At 48.9% G+C, this 16,073-nt stretch carries 15 protein-coding genes and 1 riboswitch; of the genes, 9 read left to right on the top strand and 6 right to left on the bottom strand.

From position 1 onward, the window contains the following. Positions 1-103 precede the first annotated feature (103 nt). Positions 104-215, bottom strand: a riboswitch (purine riboswitch). 71 nt (positions 216-286) lie between these two features. Next, positions 287-1,570, bottom strand: a complete 1,284-nt coding sequence (locus ACE5LO_RS19455) for a Gfo/Idh/MocA family oxidoreductase (protein ID WP_375521666.1) — start codon at positions 1,568-1,570, stop codon at positions 287-289. A gap of 165 nt (positions 1,571-1,735) precedes the next feature. Here ACE5LO_RS19455 and ACE5LO_RS19450 point away from each other — a divergent pair, with 165 nt between their 5' ends. The 3 genes from ACE5LO_RS19450 (at position 1,736) to ACE5LO_RS19440 (ending at position 3,457) form a co-directional block, all read left to right on the top strand. Further along, positions 1,736-2,584: a helix-turn-helix domain-containing protein gene (locus ACE5LO_RS19450; protein ID WP_375521665.1), complete on the top strand. Its 849-nt coding sequence runs from the start codon at positions 1,736-1,738 to the stop codon at positions 2,582-2,584. Positions 2,585-2,643: 59 nt separating this feature from the next. Further along, complete coding sequence (locus tag ACE5LO_RS19445) at positions 2,644-2,892, top strand: hypothetical protein (protein WP_375521664.1); 249 nt, start codon at positions 2,644-2,646, stop codon at positions 2,890-2,892. Between the two features lie 211 nt (positions 2,893-3,103). Beyond that, complete coding sequence (locus ACE5LO_RS19440) at positions 3,104-3,457, top strand: hypothetical protein (RefSeq protein WP_375521663.1); 354 nt, start codon at positions 3,104-3,106, stop codon at positions 3,455-3,457. Positions 3,458-3,887: 430 nt separating this feature from the next. Here the strand turns inward: ACE5LO_RS19440 and ACE5LO_RS19435 are convergent, their stop codons facing one another. The 3 genes from ACE5LO_RS19435 to ACE5LO_RS19425 are packed head-to-tail and all read right to left on the bottom strand — an operon-like array spanning position 3,888 to position 6,964. Then, positions 3,888-4,781 carry a carbohydrate ABC transporter permease gene (locus tag ACE5LO_RS19435; protein WP_375521662.1) on the bottom strand — a complete coding sequence of 298 codons (894 nt, stop codon included), beginning with the start codon at positions 4,779-4,781 and terminating at the stop codon, positions 3,888-3,890. Then, entirely contained in the window at positions 4,771-5,643 is an 873-nt protein-coding gene (locus ACE5LO_RS19430) for a carbohydrate ABC transporter permease (protein WP_375521661.1), read from the bottom strand. The genes ACE5LO_RS19435 and ACE5LO_RS19430 overlap by 11 nt, the downstream gene beginning before the upstream one ends. A gap of 19 nt (positions 5,644-5,662) precedes the next feature. Then, positions 5,663-6,964, bottom strand: a complete 1,302-nt coding sequence (locus ACE5LO_RS19425) for an ABC transporter substrate-binding protein (protein ID WP_375521660.1) — start codon at positions 6,962-6,964, stop codon at positions 5,663-5,665. 217 nt (positions 6,965-7,181) lie between these two features. Between ACE5LO_RS19425 and ACE5LO_RS19420 the strand changes: the two genes are divergently transcribed. The 4 genes from ACE5LO_RS19420 (at position 7,182) to ACE5LO_RS19405 (ending at position 12,158) form a co-directional block, all read left to right on the top strand. Then, complete coding sequence (locus ACE5LO_RS19420) at positions 7,182-8,078, top strand: helix-turn-helix transcriptional regulator (RefSeq protein ID WP_375521659.1); 897 nt, start codon at positions 7,182-7,184, stop codon at positions 8,076-8,078. Between the two features lie 268 nt (positions 8,079-8,346). After that, complete coding sequence (locus ACE5LO_RS19415) at positions 8,347-9,675, top strand: helix-turn-helix domain-containing protein (RefSeq protein ID WP_375521658.1); 1,329 nt, start codon at positions 8,347-8,349, stop codon at positions 9,673-9,675. 200 nt (positions 9,676-9,875) lie between these two features. Beyond that, complete coding sequence (locus tag ACE5LO_RS19410) at positions 9,876-11,261, top strand: helix-turn-helix domain-containing protein (RefSeq protein WP_375521657.1); 1,386 nt, start codon at positions 9,876-9,878, stop codon at positions 11,259-11,261. Between the two features lie 672 nt (positions 11,262-11,933). Continuing rightward, a complete protein-coding gene (locus ACE5LO_RS19405) occupies positions 11,934-12,158 on the top strand; it encodes a hypothetical protein (RefSeq protein ID WP_375521656.1) in 225 nt (74 codons plus the stop codon). Positions 12,159-12,366: 208 nt separating this feature from the next. On the opposite strand, the gene ACE5LO_RS19400 is transcribed toward ACE5LO_RS19405, so the two are convergent. Further along, the gene (locus ACE5LO_RS19400) at positions 12,367-13,575 is read right to left on the bottom strand and encodes a CynX/NimT family MFS transporter (RefSeq protein WP_375521655.1); all 1,209 of its coding nucleotides are present in this window, start codon (positions 13,573-13,575) and stop codon (positions 12,367-12,369) included. Continuing rightward, positions 13,572-14,264 carry a FadR/GntR family transcriptional regulator gene (locus ACE5LO_RS19395; RefSeq protein WP_375521654.1) on the bottom strand — a complete coding sequence of 231 codons (693 nt, stop codon included), beginning with the start codon at positions 14,262-14,264 and terminating at the stop codon, positions 13,572-13,574. The genes ACE5LO_RS19400 and ACE5LO_RS19395 overlap by 4 nt, the downstream gene beginning before the upstream one ends. A 219-nt stretch (positions 14,265-14,483) precedes the next feature. On the opposite strand from ACE5LO_RS19395, the gene ACE5LO_RS19390 reads away from it, so the two are divergent. Continuing rightward, complete coding sequence (locus tag ACE5LO_RS19390) at positions 14,484-14,744, top strand: ArsR/SmtB family transcription factor (protein WP_375521733.1); 261 nt, start codon at positions 14,484-14,486, stop codon at positions 14,742-14,744. A 74-nt stretch (positions 14,745-14,818) separates the two neighbouring features. Further along, a complete protein-coding gene (locus ACE5LO_RS19385; protein WP_375521653.1) occupies positions 14,819-16,015 on the top strand; it encodes an MFS transporter in 1,197 nt (398 codons plus the stop codon). The last annotated feature ends 58 nt before the right edge of the window (positions 16,016-16,073 follow it).

The raw sequence follows: 16,073 nt of genomic DNA, 5'->3' as shown, positions 1-16,073 counted from the left end.
CTATCCAGAAATGCGTTACTTGACGCACGTGTCGTCCATGCCTCAAGGTCACATGACGGCTTGAACGCAAAAAATCCTAACTCCGTCACCTGAAACGGGCATAAAGCTCGTTTCATGGCTTCGTAGTTAGGAAGTTAAGGCTCCCTGTAGAAACCCTCGCCCTGTGTACACGTATCGGCCTGCGAGGTTATACGAATGGAATATGGAATCATGCGTCTCCGCAGCGTAATTGCTCATGTGACAACGTTTCATATATTACATGGCAGGTTAGATGCTGTCAACCATTTTAAAGCTGAATCAAATCGTTAATCTTTACAGGCAATCCTGTCTGTATCGACCGGTTCGCCGCAATGCCTGTCATGATCGACCAGGCACCGTCCAGGTGTGAAGCGGCTCGCTTGAAGCGGTCTTCCGCCGGTTTGTCAAAGATGTCGCGCAGCATCAACGGGTCCCCACCGCCGTGACCACCGGACTGCTCCTCAATTTCTACATCATAAGGAGCGGCGTGGATTGGGAAAACGCGGATTTGCTTAGACTTAAGCGCCCCTTCCTTCTCCTTATCTCCTCCGGAGTTCACGTAGGATTGCTCCGTCACCTTCACTTCCATACGGCCTTTGGTGCCGTTGAAGACAATGATGAAGCCCTCCCATGGCATAAAGGCATTCAGCGAATAGTTCATAACAGCCTTGTTCTGATACTTCACCATCACACTCATCGTATCCTCAATGCTGATATTGTCGCCAAACACGCTCTGATCGCGCAGATACCCGTCCTCTTTTTCTGCCTCCAGGTACATCTGCTTCAAATGTTCATTGCTGTCCAGGTGCAGCGCGAACGGGTCATTTTCCGCCGCCTTGCTGCCGAACGCCCGTTGGTAGAACTCGGTGATACCGCGGTTCTCCGCATTTTCTCGGCCGTAAAAACGTAAATCCCCCTGGGCATATACCAAATCCGGCTTGGAGCCAAGCCAGAAATTCATAAGATCGAAATGGTGGGTGGATTTGTGCACCAGCAGCCCGCCGCTGTTGCGCTTGTCGCGGTGCCAGCGCCGGAAATAGTCCGCACCATGCTGCGTATTTAGCAGCCATTCGAAGTTCACCGAAATGACCTCACCGATGGCGCCGTCCATGATCAGCTCCCTGATTTTCGTATTATGCGGGGCATAACGGTAGTTGAAGGTTACACGCAGCTTTTTCCCGGTCCGCTCGATCGCGTCCAGAATGGCGGCGCACTTCTCTTCATCCACCGTCATCGGCTTCTCGGAGATCACATCACAGCCAAGCTCCATGGCACGGATAATATACTTATGATGCACCCGGTCTACAGTCGTTACTATAACGGTGTCCGGCTTGGTCTCCTCGATCATGCGGTCGAACTCATGCGCTTTATAGGTCGGCAGCGCGTGGTAGCCGTATTTCTCCGTCAGCAGCTGATTGGCGTAATCCATCCGAATCTGATTGACGTCGCAAAAAGCTACCAATTCAGACGTATCTTTATACACGGTGGCCAGCTCTTTGTAAAAAAACTCGGCACGCCCCCCGGTGCCAATAAGCGCATATTTTTTGCTCATTTCATGGTTCACACCCTTTCATCGGATGCTTCCATGATATAGTATAGAAAATATCAAGTTCTAAGCATTTATTGCTCATTTCACGCTAAAATAGGCATATCTTATCTATTTTTGATTACGCTTTCATGAAATGATGGACCTTCCCTTCAGAAAGGAGCGCTTTCCATGGCAGCCGAGACCCACTTCTCAATCGAACGGATCAAACGGACCGAGCACTTCAGCATGGCCTCCGATCATATGCATGACTCCTATGAAATTTATTATCTGTTATCCGGCGAAAGATACTACTACATCGACAATAGGCTGTACGCCCTGCAGGCCGGCGACCTGATTTTCATTCACAAGCACGGGCTGCACCGGACGACCAACAAAGGGGAAACCTCCCATGAGCGGATTTTAATTAACTTTGATGAAACTTTTATATCCCCTTCCCTCGATATGCAGGAGACAAGGGAGCTTCTGGTGGAACAGCATTTTCTGCTGCGGCCGGGCGAACAGGAGGGAGCGGTGATTGTGGGTATGCTGGAAGCCCTGCTGGGGGAGATGGACCGGAATGATCCGTTTCGGAAAATCTACCAGCGCTCCCTGCTCGTGCAATTGCTGGTGTATATCCGGCGGCTGCATAACGTGCAGTATATGCCCATCGTTCCTGAGGTAAGCGGCAAGCAGCAGCGGGTATATGCCATCATCGAATACATTGAAGCACATTATGCCGAAAATCTGATGCTGGACCAGCTGTCCTCCGCCTTCTACATCAGCAGCACATACCTGTGTAAAATATTCAAGCAAACCACCGGCTTCACGATTGTGGAGTACATCCGTTACGTCCGCATCCGTCAGGCCCAGCAATATCTGAGGGAGACACGCTGGCCGGTCACCCGCATTGCGGAGCAGACCGGCTTTGACAGCATCGCCCATTTCGGGCGGGTATTCCGGCAACTGACCGGACGCTCTCCGCTGCAGTACCGGAAGCAGTTTTTGCGGGAAAACAATGCTGATAAAGCTGCTACTTGAGCAGAGGACAAGGCAGATGATAAAATACTCTCAAAGGCTGTGAATGGAGCGTGATGAATTTGAAAGAAGTGGAAAAGCGGATTGATGAAATGGAAAAGCGGATGGATGAAAGATTTGACCGTATGGAAGACATGTTAACCCAACTCATCGGAATTGTAGGCGAAACAAATAAAAAGGCCGACAACTTGGACAAACGACTTGACGGACTGGAGAAGGATGTAAGAATCATCAAGGCTGAAATGCCTAAAATGAAAAGGCTAATAAATGAACATGATAGCGATATAACGGAATTGAAATTCCAGCAATAAGCATGAAGTCCTAGAAACAGGGCTTTTTTCTTTTTTTTAGTTCGTCAAGTGTATCACATCTCTTCGCAGCAATATTTGGGGAAGACACGTTGGCCGGGTATTCCAGCAATTGACCGGGCGTTCCCCGCTGCAATAGCGGAAGCTACACGAACAGAAGCGAGAGGTGTTTGTGCTATAATACACATACTACAACTCTAGCGAGGTGAGTTCGATGAAATGGGAGGAAATTACCGAATTGCATCCGGGCCGTTTCGTACTGGTTGAGGCCATCAAAGCAAGCTCCAGTAATCGTGTGCGTCAGCTAGAGGATATGGCTGTCATCCAGGATTATGACAATCCGCAGGAAGCATATTGTCTCCCTGACTTTAACTCACAACAATCAATCGATTGTGGGATCGGCATCCACATTGCTTTGAGTGATTTTCCGATTCAGCTCGGTTCTATACAAGAGCCTTACGGATTTGATGGAATACTGGGCATGGATTTTATGATAAGAGCCAAGTGTAACGTCGATTTTGAAACACTTGGAATTGAGGTCCCCCCTCTTCCATTCCCTCTCGGGTGAACGCAAACTCATAGTTGACTTAAAAATGAAGGTTCAGTAACAAAGTCTGGGAAGCATCATTCGACAAATCGACAAAAACAGGAAAATCCAAATCATCGTCGTTACGAAAGGGATGATTTGGATGCAAGTAGAAAAAAACTCAAGGGCAGGAAGGCCGGTGGACTGGGCGGCAGATCAGCTTTATCTGTCTTTGCATCATTATCCCGTTTGATCAGGTCACAGAGAAACAGACAAACTTGGGAGAAGATCCATATTTAGGATCCTTTATCCCATCCCTTACCCTAGCCACCACCCCTGATCAAAAGGGATAATCGTGCAAGGCATCACGCAGGGACAACAAGACACGAACCGCATAGACATTTAAGAGTACATAGTTACCACCTCTTCCATTCCTTCTCTGCTGCAGTACCAGATGCGGCGACTTCATAAATTAGCCTTTAATCCCCGTCATCGTTATGCCCTCAATAATTTGTTTCTGGGCAAATATATACACCACCAGCACGGGAATCACGGAAATGGTCGTGCCAGCCATCATTAAGGCCCAGTCTGCGGTGTACAACCCCTTGAAGCTGTTCAGCAGCAGCGGAACCGTGAATTTCTCCGGTGTGTTCAGGTAAATGAGCGGATCGAGAAAGCTGTTCCACGCCCCCAGGAAGGTAAAGATGCCAACCGCCGCCAGCGCCGGACGAATCAATGGCAGAATCACGCTCCAGTAAATCCGGACATGTCCCGCTCCGTCCACCACCGCCGCTTCCTCCAGATCACGCGGAATGCCCATGACAAACTGGCGCAGAAGAAAAACGGCAAAGGCATTAAATAAAGCGCCCGGCACGATAAGCGACCAGTGCGTGTCCAGCCACCCCACTTTATTCATGACCAGATACAACGGAATCATGGTGACCTGCTTCGGGATCATCATCGTGGACAGGAAGAGAATGAACAGAACATCGCGTCCCGGAAAACGGATCTTCGCAAAGGCATATGCAGCCATCGAGGCTGTAAACAGGGTCGAAAGCACAACGAGGGCAGTAATATAGAAGCTGTTCCCGTAAGCTTGCACGAACGGCATCGCCTGCAGAGAAGCGGGATAGTTGCTCCAGACGACAGGGTTCGGAATCCACTGCGGCGGGATAACGAAAATTTGCGAAATATCCTTCAGCGAGCTGAGGATCGTCCACAGGAACGGGAAAATCATCAGCAGAGAGCCTGCCAGCAAAAGCAGATGCCGCCCCCAGACCCCTACTCCTGTAGTCGAAGCCCGGCTGGCGGAACGATGCTTCACCCGGCTTTCCCTGCTGTGAATATTCACGCTTTTAGTCGCCATAGTGCACCCACCTTTTCTGCATGCCGAACTGAATGAGCGTGAATACCAGGATGATCAGGAAGAGAATCATGGCCGCCGCCGCGCTTTCGCCCATTGTGAAATCAATAAAGGCCTGATCGTAAATATGATATACAAGTGTATAACTGGCCTTGGCCGGACCGCCGTTGGTCATAACGAAAGCCTGATCGAACACCTGAAACGAGCCGATGATCGACATGATCGTCACGAAGAACGTCGTTGGGGACAGCAACGGCAACGTGATGTGCCGGAACTGCTGCAGGCGGCTTGCCCCGTCGATCTGAGCGGCCTCATAATAGCTTTTCGATATCCCCTGCAGACCCGCCAGAAAAATGACCATATTGTTTCCCAGCCCCCACCAGATGCTGAGCAGGGCAATGGACGGGATGACCCAGCGGGTATCCGTGAGCCATTGCGGTCCGGTGATGCCGATGTACCCCAGCAACTGATTCAGAATGCCGAATTCCCCGTTCAGAATCCACATCCAGATCACCCCGACGGATACAGAGCTTGTAACGACAGGCATGAAGAAAAAGAGACGATACAGCTCTTTGCCAGCCGTTTTATTCAGCGCCAGCGCTACCAGCAGTGCCAGCAGCATCCCGATGGGGATCACAAGCACCATATAATATACGGTGTTGACCATGGCCTTCCAGAAATGCGGATCAGCAAGCTGACCGGCGAAGTTGGACAAACCCGCGAAGGAAGGAGTGCCAAAACCGTCCCAGTTCATAAAGCTTAAAGACAGCGCATACAGCAAGGGCAGCAGGGAAAAGAACAGCAGACCGAGCAGCTGGGGGGTAATAAAAAGATAGCCCCATAACGCGTGATGCTTCCTTTGCACAGCTTTCACCTCCTTCCGTTTATTTCAGCGCGGCGGCGATCGTCTCCGTGACTCTGGTCACAGTGGTTCTCGCATCCTGCTTGCCGAGGAACATCAGGTCGATAATCTCCGTAATATCCGGGTTCAGGCCCGGAATCTGGGCATCATAGGCCATGTTCGAGCCATGGGAATAACCGCCGTCACGCGCCTCGGAAAAGTAACGCGTATGCTCAATCGTGCTCTTGCTCATAATGGCCTCGTCTGCTGCGGGAATCGCAGCAAGCGCATTGCCGCCATCCGCCAGCCGGATTTCCTGCCCTTGCCTGGATACATAGAAGGATACGAATTTCATCGCTTCCTCCACATGGGGATTTTTGCTGTTAACCGCAAAATAGGCGCCCGGTACAGCTACAGGCTCTTTTTTCCCCGTATTCGACGGGAAGGCAATATAATCGAATTCTATGTTTTTATTCTGGGTGAAAAGCGGCTCCAGCCAGCGTCCGGCAGCCAGCATGCCGACCTGGCCTGACATGAACATCGCATCCGCTCCTTGTCCCTTCGGAAGCGAGCCCGCGTACACCGCGTTTCCATCCTGCACGAGATCATGCATGAACGCGAACGCTTCCTTGGCGGGTTCATTTTCACTCAGTACAAGCTTGCCCTGCTCATCAAAAATGCGGCCCCCGTTCGACCACACCCAGCTGTACCAGTGTGCCCACCAGTTTTCCATGATGTAGCCCTGCTTGCCCGCCTCCTTGAGTTGGCCGGTAACCTCCCTGAATGCCTCCCAGTTCCAGCGGCCCTCATCGTAATATTCCTGTGGCGACTTGACACCTGCTCCCTGGAACACCTTTTTGTTGTAGTAAATAACAAGCGGGTTGGCATCCGGCGGCAGCCCGTATATTTCCCCGTCTTTCCTGGCTGGTCCCCATAATCCTTCCGGAAACTCATCGGCTTGGACATAGCTTTCTTCACTCTGCAAAAATTCGGACAACGGCTGAACCTGACCGGCTGCGATCAAGCGGGCCATGGTCGGCTCACTGGCATAAAACACATCCGGCCCCCGGTTGCCCTGGAGGGAAGTCAACAGCTTTTGCTCGTACTGATCACCGGGCACAGGCACCAGCTTGACCTGGATTTGCGGATTCTCTTTCGTAAAAGCGTCCAGCGCTTTCTGGTAGACCTTCAATTCAGCGGGGTTCCCCCACGCCTGCATCGTGAGCTGCACACGTTCTCTTTCCGTGCTGCCTCCCGCCGAAGGCGAGGAACTGCATCCTGCAGCAAGCAGAAGCGCCACTACAGCCAGAACCGCCTTGCGGGCCGCTTTATTCCATTGCCTCATCACTGATCCTCCTCGCATGAAATTTTCCTTTTATTCTCATGTAAAGCGCTTTCAATATTTCATCTTATGGTTATTCTGTGCACCAGGCCATGATAATGTTTTGCCCTGAGGTGTAAAATATTGCCCTCGACTGCTGAAAATCAGGGCGTTTCGCGCAATTATTTGCGGTGGAAAGCCCTGATTTCTTCGCTTATGATGAGGATTGGGGGAGAAGAAGATGAGCGGACACAGCCGGAACAATGCCAAATATGATACCTACGGATTTCGTTTCTTTGAAACTCATAATGACGCCATCTGCCAGCTCTCCGCGGTAGGTTTTGCCAAAATAACGGATCCTGCCTACTACTGGAACGGGCTGACCCGGATCGACGGGCCCCTGCATCTGTTCCAATACACCGTGTCAGGGTACGGCCATTTGGATCTGGGCGGCAAGCTGCACCGGGTCGGTCCCGGTCAAGCCTTCATGGTCGATATCCCCAGCGCCCACGAATACTATCTTCCCTCGTCCAGCGATCATTGGGAATTCTACTTCATCTTAATCCGCCCCGCCAACCTGCAAGGAAAATGGCTTGATCTCATGTCCCGCATGGGCCATGTGGTCCATATCCCCCCGGATAGCTCTGTCGTGCAGCTGCTTCAGGAAGCCTATCACGCTGCAGCCAGAAATCATATCACCGACGGATTCCGCGCGTCGTCCATCGTGTATCAATTTGTAATGGAGCTGTACCGGTTCAGCACCCTGCACAAAAAGAAGAAGGAGACGTGGCCCCCTAAAATCAGGCAGGCCGTCCTGTCGATTGAGGGGCGATATAATACGCTGCAAAGCCTGGAGGAAATAGCAAACGAGGCCGGTTTGTCAAAATATTACTTCACACGGGCTTTTAAGAGCGCGACGGGTTCAACCCCGATGGAATATCTGACCAAAATCCGTATGGCCAAAGCCGTGCGGCTGCTCCGCGAGACGGAGCTTACGCTGGAAGAGATTGCGCAGCAGATCGGCTACGCGAACGCCAGCTATTTTATTAAGGTGTTCCGGCGCTGGATCGGCTTCTCTCCTGGCGAGTTCCGGCTCGGCAAGGATCTGGCCGCCGCGAACCGGTTTATTTTTGATTAATTGGGACTATGCCGGTTGGGGAAAGAATCCGCAGCAGGCAGCATAGTTCGAGCTTTTTAGCGCCGTTTCCGGTTGGTGACTTACTTGCGAGTTTTTAAGCAAAATTTTATCTGAAAAATGCCTGAAAAATATATACATCCATACCAGAAAGCCGTATACTGATTCAGTCAGGAATAATATTCTAACTTTGTTTACTAAAGGGCCTCATGATCATTTGTTCGACATCAAGAAATTGCGAAGAATGTCAGCTTATGAAGGAGTGGTTAGATTGAACAAAACAGCCACGATACGCTCAGAAGTCGAGAAATTTATGGAACGCGAAAAACTGACGCTTAGTGATTTGGGACGCAAGACAGGCCTCAATGTAGGAAGCCTTAGCTCAATCATCACTGGCAGAAGGACCATGTCGGTAAATCAGCTTGACCGCATCACCAGGCTGATGGATCTCCCGGAAGGTCATTTTTACGATCTGTACATACAGGATAATATGGCTGCGACCCAGCCCAATTGGAGACGGCTTAGGCCGTTTATATTCAGATGTGCCGATTTGGACAAGCTAGATTGCATTTATCAGGCCGTCAGTTGGCTGTTGGACAATCTGGTGTATTGCCCCATCCTGTTTGATGCAGCGGAAGAGCTGCTACTGGCAGGAAAAAAGGATGCCGCAGCCCTTCTATATGAAGGTGTGGCCGTAACCGAGCATTCCCAGCATTCCGAACGTCTGGCACTCTGCCAATATCGATTGTTTACGATCAGGGTGGGTGACGATCAGGCGCAAAATTTACAGGCAGCAGCCCAGTTTGGGCCATACGCGGAACGGTTGGATGAGGTACTGCAGCTTGATGCACTGAAGGATTTGGCGAATGTCTATCGTTCCCTGCGCAAGGCGGATAAGGTGGATAAGTTTGCCGAGCAGATGGGCATCCTGGCCAGAATTCATTATTTTGCAGAGAACCGTGGTAAGCGTAGAGGGGAAGACCCTTATGCCAAGCTAAGCAGACCGCTGTTTGTGTATATTGCTTATAGTGACTTGCTCCGTGGCGAGGTATGCCATAAGCGTGGAGAATATGGGCAAGCTCTGCAATTTATTTCAAACTATTCGGATTTGAGCTGGGTTAAGGAAAATGGTGCAGAGGTTTTGCACTGGAAGGGTCTATTTCACGAGTGGGCAAAAACGAATACGTATGTAACCAAATTGTTTTCAGGGGATTTAAGCGTGCTGCCGGAATATGTGGCGTATATTAAGACAATAAAGGATGACATTCTCATGTCATTGCTCAACATTACTAACTTGGCCAACCGGTTTAATATCAATGTCGATGAGGTTTTTGAACATTTCAAGTCTGAAATACAGTATTTAACGGAAGAGAAAAATGCGCCAGGAAGTTATTATGATAATAGATTAAAGGCAGAACGACTTACTCGTTTATTCAGCGAATTATCTGAATATTATTTACAAAAAGGTGAGATTCAGGTTGGATTTAAGTTCTTATTAGAGAGCTTGGCACAATCAGCTTCAATCATCGTCGATCATAACATTGGAAAACGCGTCGGATTATTGGGGACACCTCATACCAAAGCTTTTAAAGAAGGTTGACAAAATTTCGGCATAAAGGACATGCTCATTTTGTGGCCAGCTTTTAGAGCTGGTTTTTTTACTGTTTTGTGATCAATGCGCGATACACATACATACGAGAAAGTAGTATAATAGCTTAGTTAGGAAAAAATTCTAGGCTTGCTTACTACAGGCTTTTTATCATTTGTTTGACATCAAGAATGTGCAGGAAATGTCAACTTATGAAGGAGTGGTTCACTTTGGTCAATACAACCACAATACGGTCAGAAGTCGAAAAGTTTATGGAGCTTGAAAAACTTTCTCTTAGTGATTTAGGGCGCAAAACGGGGCTCAATGTGGGAAGTCTTAGCTCGATCATCACTGGCGGGAGAATCATGTCGGTGAACCAGCTTGACCGGATTACTAGCCTGATGGAACTCCCGGAAGGCCATTTCTACGACTTATACATACAAGATAATATAGCTGCAGCCCAACCCAATTGGAGACGGCTCAGACCCTTTATATTCAGATGCGCCGAGTTGAATAAGCTGGACTGCATTCGACAGGTCGCCAGTTGGCTGCTGGATAACATCGTCTACTGCCCTGTGCTGTTTGATGCGGCAGAAGAACTGTTGCAGGATGGAAAAAAGGATGCCGCCGCCATTTTATATGAAGGTGTGGCCGTAACCGAGCATTCCCAGCATTCCGAGCGTCTGGCGCTCTGTCAATATCGTTTGTTTACAATCAAGCTGGGTGACGATCAGGCGCAAAATTTACAGGCAGCGGCCCAATTCGAGCTATATGTAGATCGATTGGATGAAATCCTGCAGCTTGATGCGCTCAAGGATTTAGCGAATGTCTATCGTTCCCTGCGTGAGTGGAACAAGGTGGACAAGTTTGCCGAGCAGATGGGCACCAAGGCAAGAATGCATTACTTTGCAGAGAACCGGCATAATCGTAAAAGAGAAGACCGTTATTCCAAGCTAAGCAGACCGTTGTTTGTGTATATAGCTTATAGTGATTTGCTGCGCGGCAGTGTGTGTGATGAACGCGGGGAATATGAACAAGCATTAGAGATCATTTCAAGATATGCTGATTTGAGTTGGGTAAAAGAGAATGATGAAGAGACCCAGCATTGGACGGGACTATTTGCAGGATGGGCAAAAGCCAATCGTTATGTGACGAAATTGTTTGCGGGAGATTTCAGTGAACTTTATACGTATGTAGAATATATTGAAACGAATAAAGAAGATCTTCTATTATCATTATTAAATATTGTCGAAGCGGCCAATCGTTTTCATGTAAATATTGATGATATCCTTCTGCGTTTAGATTCGGAAATCAAGTCTCTGAGCGAAAATATGGAGGGGACAAAGATATACGATAATAGAATTAAAGCAGAACGCTATTCACGTTTACTGAATGAATTGTCTGATTATTATTTGCAAAAAGGCGAGCATGCGGTTGGGTTCAAATATTTATTGGATAGTTTACAAAAGTCGTTTATCATTAATAACGAAGCTATTATTATCAAATGTGTTCGCTTGTTTGAAAATCACAGAGAGTATGCAGCTTCCGACACACAAACAGCTTACCAAATTCTTTTCAAAGGGGTGTACCTGAAATGAAAAAGATAATCGCTTTGCTATTAATAGTCACTAGCCTTATACTGGTTTCCGGAATCCATGACACTGGAACGATTTACCGTCCACTTGATGAACACATCGGTGGCGCATAACTGAGACTTCGAAAGTACACCAAACGGTCAGCTTTTAAAGCTGGCCTTTTTTACCGCCCTCTGTCGTAATCCGTTTTACTGATATGACACAGAACTATCGATACTCGTCCTCTTTTGTATAGAGAAGACGACGAGTCGAGAACTGCCCCCTCTGATCATGCTCGATCAGTCGCTTTAGCACTTGGTGTTCTCAGATACCTTCAGAACACAAAATATCCATTCATGGAATCCCACATTCGGTTAAATTCGCTTCGTTCTACTGAATGACCTATCCCATACTTTTCTTTTTTATTATGAGTAAAAATTACAATGATATGGCACATTCCGAGAGTGTAGATTTTTTGTACCTGTTGTTTGGGGAGCCCGTGACGTTCAGACATTATAGTTCTCTGTTGATTTTAGAAAGGTATTTTCGGGAGGACATTGATTTATAATTTCCATTATGATTCTACAGACCAAGGAATGGATGATATAATAGAAATGAAAGAGATGTACCGTTATATTACAGGTATATGTCTGCATTTGGAAGAAAGAGGTTTTTTATTTAAGGAGGGACAAAGCGATGTCGCATTCTAAACGCTTGAACAATCGATTAAAAGCTAGTAATGAACGACTTCAAGCCATAACAAAAGATATTGATCGCATTCAGGAAAAAAGTTTGCGCACATGGGCTGCTGTTAAGTTTACTCAGGTCCGCTCCAAAGAATTACAAGACAATTTGGATGAATTGATTATAAAACAAGAAGATAATTTTAATAGACTTGTAACTATTGCGGAAAGAGCATAATAAAAGAGGCCTATCATAGGCCTCTTTTATTGTTTATTTATTCATAGATTTGACAATAATGCTGCTATTACCACTTAAGGGGTGATAGTAGTGAAAGAAAGTCATAGAAAGGTTATTCGAGGCAAATTCAGGTTTGGGGAAAATGCCTTCCCTATGAATCCAGCGGCATTTATTCTCAATAAGAGATTTACTTAGAGATGACTCTAAGTTATATCGTGTGACTTTTTGAGGCACTCAAGCCGGATATGAACAGCAGAGCGGTAACCACAAGCAACAGCAGCAGCGGGAAGTTCCAACTTGCCGTGATGTCATGGAACAAACCAAATAAAGTAGGTCCAGTTGCTGCCAGCAAATATCCAACGGATTGCGACATGCCGGACAAAGAAGCTGCATCGTGGGCATCCTGCGTCCGCAAGCTTAAAAAGATCATGGCCAAGCTGAACGCACCTCCCCCGCCAATTCCGAGTAAAATGGTCCATAACGAAATGAAGGCATTTCCGCCGAAATAAAGGCCGCCTAAAGAAACAAACAACAGGATCGTCATAATGAAGACCAGTAAACGTTGGTTTTTCATGCGTCCCGCAACGATGGGAACGATGAACGATACGGGCAGCGCAGCGATTTGAAACAACGATAGCATCCAACCAGCGCTGTTTTCACTCAAACCCCGGCTTGTCATCATTTCAGGCAACCAAGCGATCAAAACATAGAAAATGAGCGACTGCATCCCCATAAAAAGCGTGATCATCCATGCCAGCGGTGAACGCCACAGACTTTGCCGTGACGAAGCAGCGCTGGTTGTTGCCCTGGCAGACGCGTGACTTGCACGGGCTTGAGGAAACCAGAATAGCGCAGCCAGCAGAACGAGTGCGCCCCAGATTCCGAGTGCGCCAGTCCAGCCGAAGCCGAGATTGTGAGCGAGCGGAATACTGACACCGGATGCTATCGCCCCGAATAAATTCATCGACACGGAGTACACTCCTGTCATAAGGCCGACATTGTGAGAAAGATCCCGTTTCACCAGACTCGGAATAAGCACGTTGCACACCGCAATCGCGAGCCCCAGCACAACGGTGCCTGCCATTAAAGGAACTGTTGCGCCGAGCGAGCGGATAGCGATACCCGCCATGAGCAGTAGCAACGCATAAAGCATCATCCGTTCCACCCCGAAGCGGCGCGCCAAAATGGGTGTGAACGGTGAAAGAAGCGAGAAAGCAAGCAATGGCAATGTTGTGAGCAGACCTGCCACAGTGTTCGACAGTCCAAGGGATTCACGAATCGAGCCAACCAACGGCCCTACCGACGTTAACGGTGATCGCATGGTCAGTGCGATCAGGACGATGCCCAGGATAATCGGCCAACTCGACGATAACGACTTCTTCATTAAAGTTGACTTTGTATTGCTTTGTACGCTCATAGCTGTCCCCCTCCTTTGACTTCGAGAACAGCTTTCGATTCGGCAATATAACGGTGAACCGCTGCCACAGCACGATCGGCGTCCTGATCGACAATCGCTTCGACCAGCTGCCGATGCATCTCCAGGAAATCCGCACCGGCTTCATAACGAGTCAGACTTGTAATCAAATCTTGTGACGCTTCAGTGATATGGTTGTATAATTCGCTCAAGATTTCATTATGAGACGCCACGATAATGCTTTGGTGAAGACGAATATCCTCCGTTACAAAGCCATCCATGTCTCCGCGTGCTGCCGCCGCCTCCCAGCGCCCCAGTTGAAGAAGAAGTTCATTCGCCTCGTCGCTCGTTCTGCGCTGTGCTGCCAGATGGGCTCCCTCACGTTCGAGCGCATGCCGGACTTCCAGCGTTTGCAGCGTATCAGAGCGTAAAATGCGTTTTTGCAGCACGACCCCCAAAACACTCGCAGAACAGACATAAGTTCCGTCCCCTTGCTTCGTCTTCAAGAGCCCCGCGTGGATCAATGCCCGAATGGCTTCCCTTAATGTATTGCGGCTAACATTCAACTCAGCCATCAACTCCGGCTCGGCCGGAATGCGCATCCCGACAGCCCACTTGCCTGATTCGATCAGACTTTCCATTTGCAGTGCGACTTGCTCAACCAGCGTCAGCCGTTTTGTTTTCTGAAGCATATGTCTACCCTCTCTCCATCTATTTATCAAACATAGGATGTTTGGTTAATCGGAATTCTATCACACTTATCTAATTGAGACAACTCCCCGCCCATTCGTAATCGTCTAATAGAGAAACAAAAAAAGCAGGTTTACTGCTCCGGATAGATGTGATATTATGTTTCTACAAATATCGAAATATTAGCGAGGAGGGCAACACTTGTGAACGAACCAGCCGACATGCAGCAAGCCGTGAAAATATACAAGGCGCTCGGAGAACCTACCCGCCTCAAAATTGCACTCCTACTAAAAGAAGAAAACGACCAATGCTGCTCCGTGCTCGGTGACAAGCTTAAAACGGTTGCTATTTCCACGCTGTCGCATCATCTGAAGCAGATGGCTGAATGCGGACTGCTCACATTCCGTAAAGAGGGAACCTTTATATATTACAGCCTGGATAGAGAAACGGCGGCGAAATACGCCCCTTACCTGTTAAGCTAAATTTTTTTTTCGTTAATATTTCGATATTTTTAGAAATATACTTATTCCAACATTTAGAAGGAGTGAATTGCAACGTGGTAAACCACAGCACATGGAAGGTGTACATTTTGGCGTTGGTCAGCTTTTTGGTAGGGACCTCGGAGTATATCATCTCCGGCATTCTGGATCAGATTGCACAGACGCTGGGCGTGTCCGTTGCTGCGGCGGGCCAGCTCATCACCGTGTTTTCCCTGACTTACGCGATCGGAACCCCGATCCTGATGGCCATAACCGCGCAGTTGGACCGGCGCAAGCTGCTGCTGTACGCCCTTGGCCTGTTCATTGTGGCTAACGTTCTTTCCTTTGTTCTGCCCGGATTTGGGATGTTTATTGCAGCTCGTATCGTAATGGCGCTCGGAGCAGGAATCGTCGTTGTCACCGCAATGAGCATTGCCACCAAAATTGCCGCTCCCGGCAAGCAAGCCAGCGCCCTCGCCACTGTGATCATGGGCTTTACAGCCTCGCTGATCATCGGTGTGCCTATCGGCCGGGTCGTCTCGTCCCAGTTTGGATGGAAGGCGGTCTTTCTGGGCATCGCGCTCGCGGGTATGCTCGCCCTGATCGTGCTTGCCCTGACAATCCCAAGGATCAAAGGGGATGAGCCCGTTCCGCTTCGCAAACAGTTTGCCCTGCTTGCCAGACCCGATGTAGCGCTTGGGCTCGGGATTACATTCTTTTGGCTGGGAGGTTATTCCCTGGCGTACACTTACATCTCACCTTATCTGCTTGAGGTGTCCAAATTAAACGAATCGCTGCTCAGCGTAGCCCTGCTGGTATTCGGGATCTCCAGTCTAATCGGGTCAAAGACGGGCGGTTATTCCGCGGATAAGCGAGGGGTTGCTTTTACCCTGATCGGAGGCATGACACTGCACATCATCTCTCTGATTCTGCTTACGATGGCTCACTCGGCTGTCAGCATCTTTACTTTCCTGATCCTGTGGTCGTTTGCAGCCTGGACAACCGGGCCTACGCAGCAGTATAACCTGGCTTCCCTCGTGCCCGAATCCTCCGGGGTGATGCTCAGCCTGAACCAGTCCACCATGCAGCTCTCCATGGCTGTCGGCGCCGGTCTGGGGGGAGTCTTGATCGAGCAAGTATCGCTCGCTTCGGTAACCTGGTTTGCCGCTCTTGGCGTAGCAATTGCTGCGGTGGGAGTCGTTATTTTGAGCCGCATGCTGTCCGACAGGTCGTCCCATATCAGCTCTGTAAGTAAGTCAACAACTCATGACTAAAGTCACGAGCTTGTCTCTGCCTACTTCGTAGACAGTGCTTGCGCTTCGCACAAGCCTT

Source organism: Paenibacillus medicaginis, from assembly GCF_042138635.1.
Taxonomy (GTDB): domain Bacteria; phylum Bacillota; class Bacilli; order Paenibacillales; family Paenibacillaceae; genus Paenibacillus; species Paenibacillus medicaginis.
This window is presented reverse-complemented; position numbering and strand designations above follow the sequence as displayed.

Excerpts from the sequence above, each read along its gene's own strand:
- ACE5LO_RS19425 (WP_375521660.1), bottom strand. The coding sequence starts at position 6,964 with ATGAGGCAATGGAATAAAGCGGCCCGCAAGGCGGTTCTGGCTGTAGTG.
- ACE5LO_RS19420 (WP_375521659.1), top strand. The coding sequence starts at position 7,182 with ATGAGCGGACACAGCCGGAACAATGCCAAATATGATACCTACGGATTT.
- ACE5LO_RS19390 (WP_375521733.1), top strand. The coding sequence starts at position 14,484 with ATGCAGCAAGCCGTGAAAATATACAAGGCGCTCGGAGAACCTACCCGC.
- ACE5LO_RS19405 (WP_375521656.1), top strand. The coding sequence starts at position 11,934 with ATGTCGCATTCTAAACGCTTGAACAATCGATTAAAAGCTAGTAATGAA.
- ACE5LO_RS19440 (WP_375521663.1), top strand. The coding sequence starts at position 3,104 with ATGAAATGGGAGGAAATTACCGAATTGCATCCGGGCCGTTTCGTACTG.
- ACE5LO_RS19410 (WP_375521657.1), top strand. The coding sequence starts at position 9,876 with ATGAAGGAGTGGTTCACTTTGGTCAATACAACCACAATACGGTCAGAA.
- ACE5LO_RS19455 (WP_375521666.1), bottom strand. The coding sequence starts at position 1,570 with ATGAGCAAAAAATATGCGCTTATTGGCACCGGGGGGCGTGCCGAGTTT.
- ACE5LO_RS19450 (WP_375521665.1), top strand. The coding sequence starts at position 1,736 with ATGGCAGCCGAGACCCACTTCTCAATCGAACGGATCAAACGGACCGAG.
- ACE5LO_RS19400 (WP_375521655.1), bottom strand. The coding sequence starts at position 13,575 with ATGAGCGTACAAAGCAATACAAAGTCAACTTTAATGAAGAAGTCGTTA.
- ACE5LO_RS19435 (WP_375521662.1), bottom strand. The coding sequence starts at position 4,781 with ATGGCGACTAAAAGCGTGAATATTCACAGCAGGGAAAGCCGGGTGAAG.
- ACE5LO_RS19395 (WP_375521654.1), bottom strand. The coding sequence starts at position 14,264 with ATGCTTCAGAAAACAAAACGGCTGACGCTGGTTGAGCAAGTCGCACTG.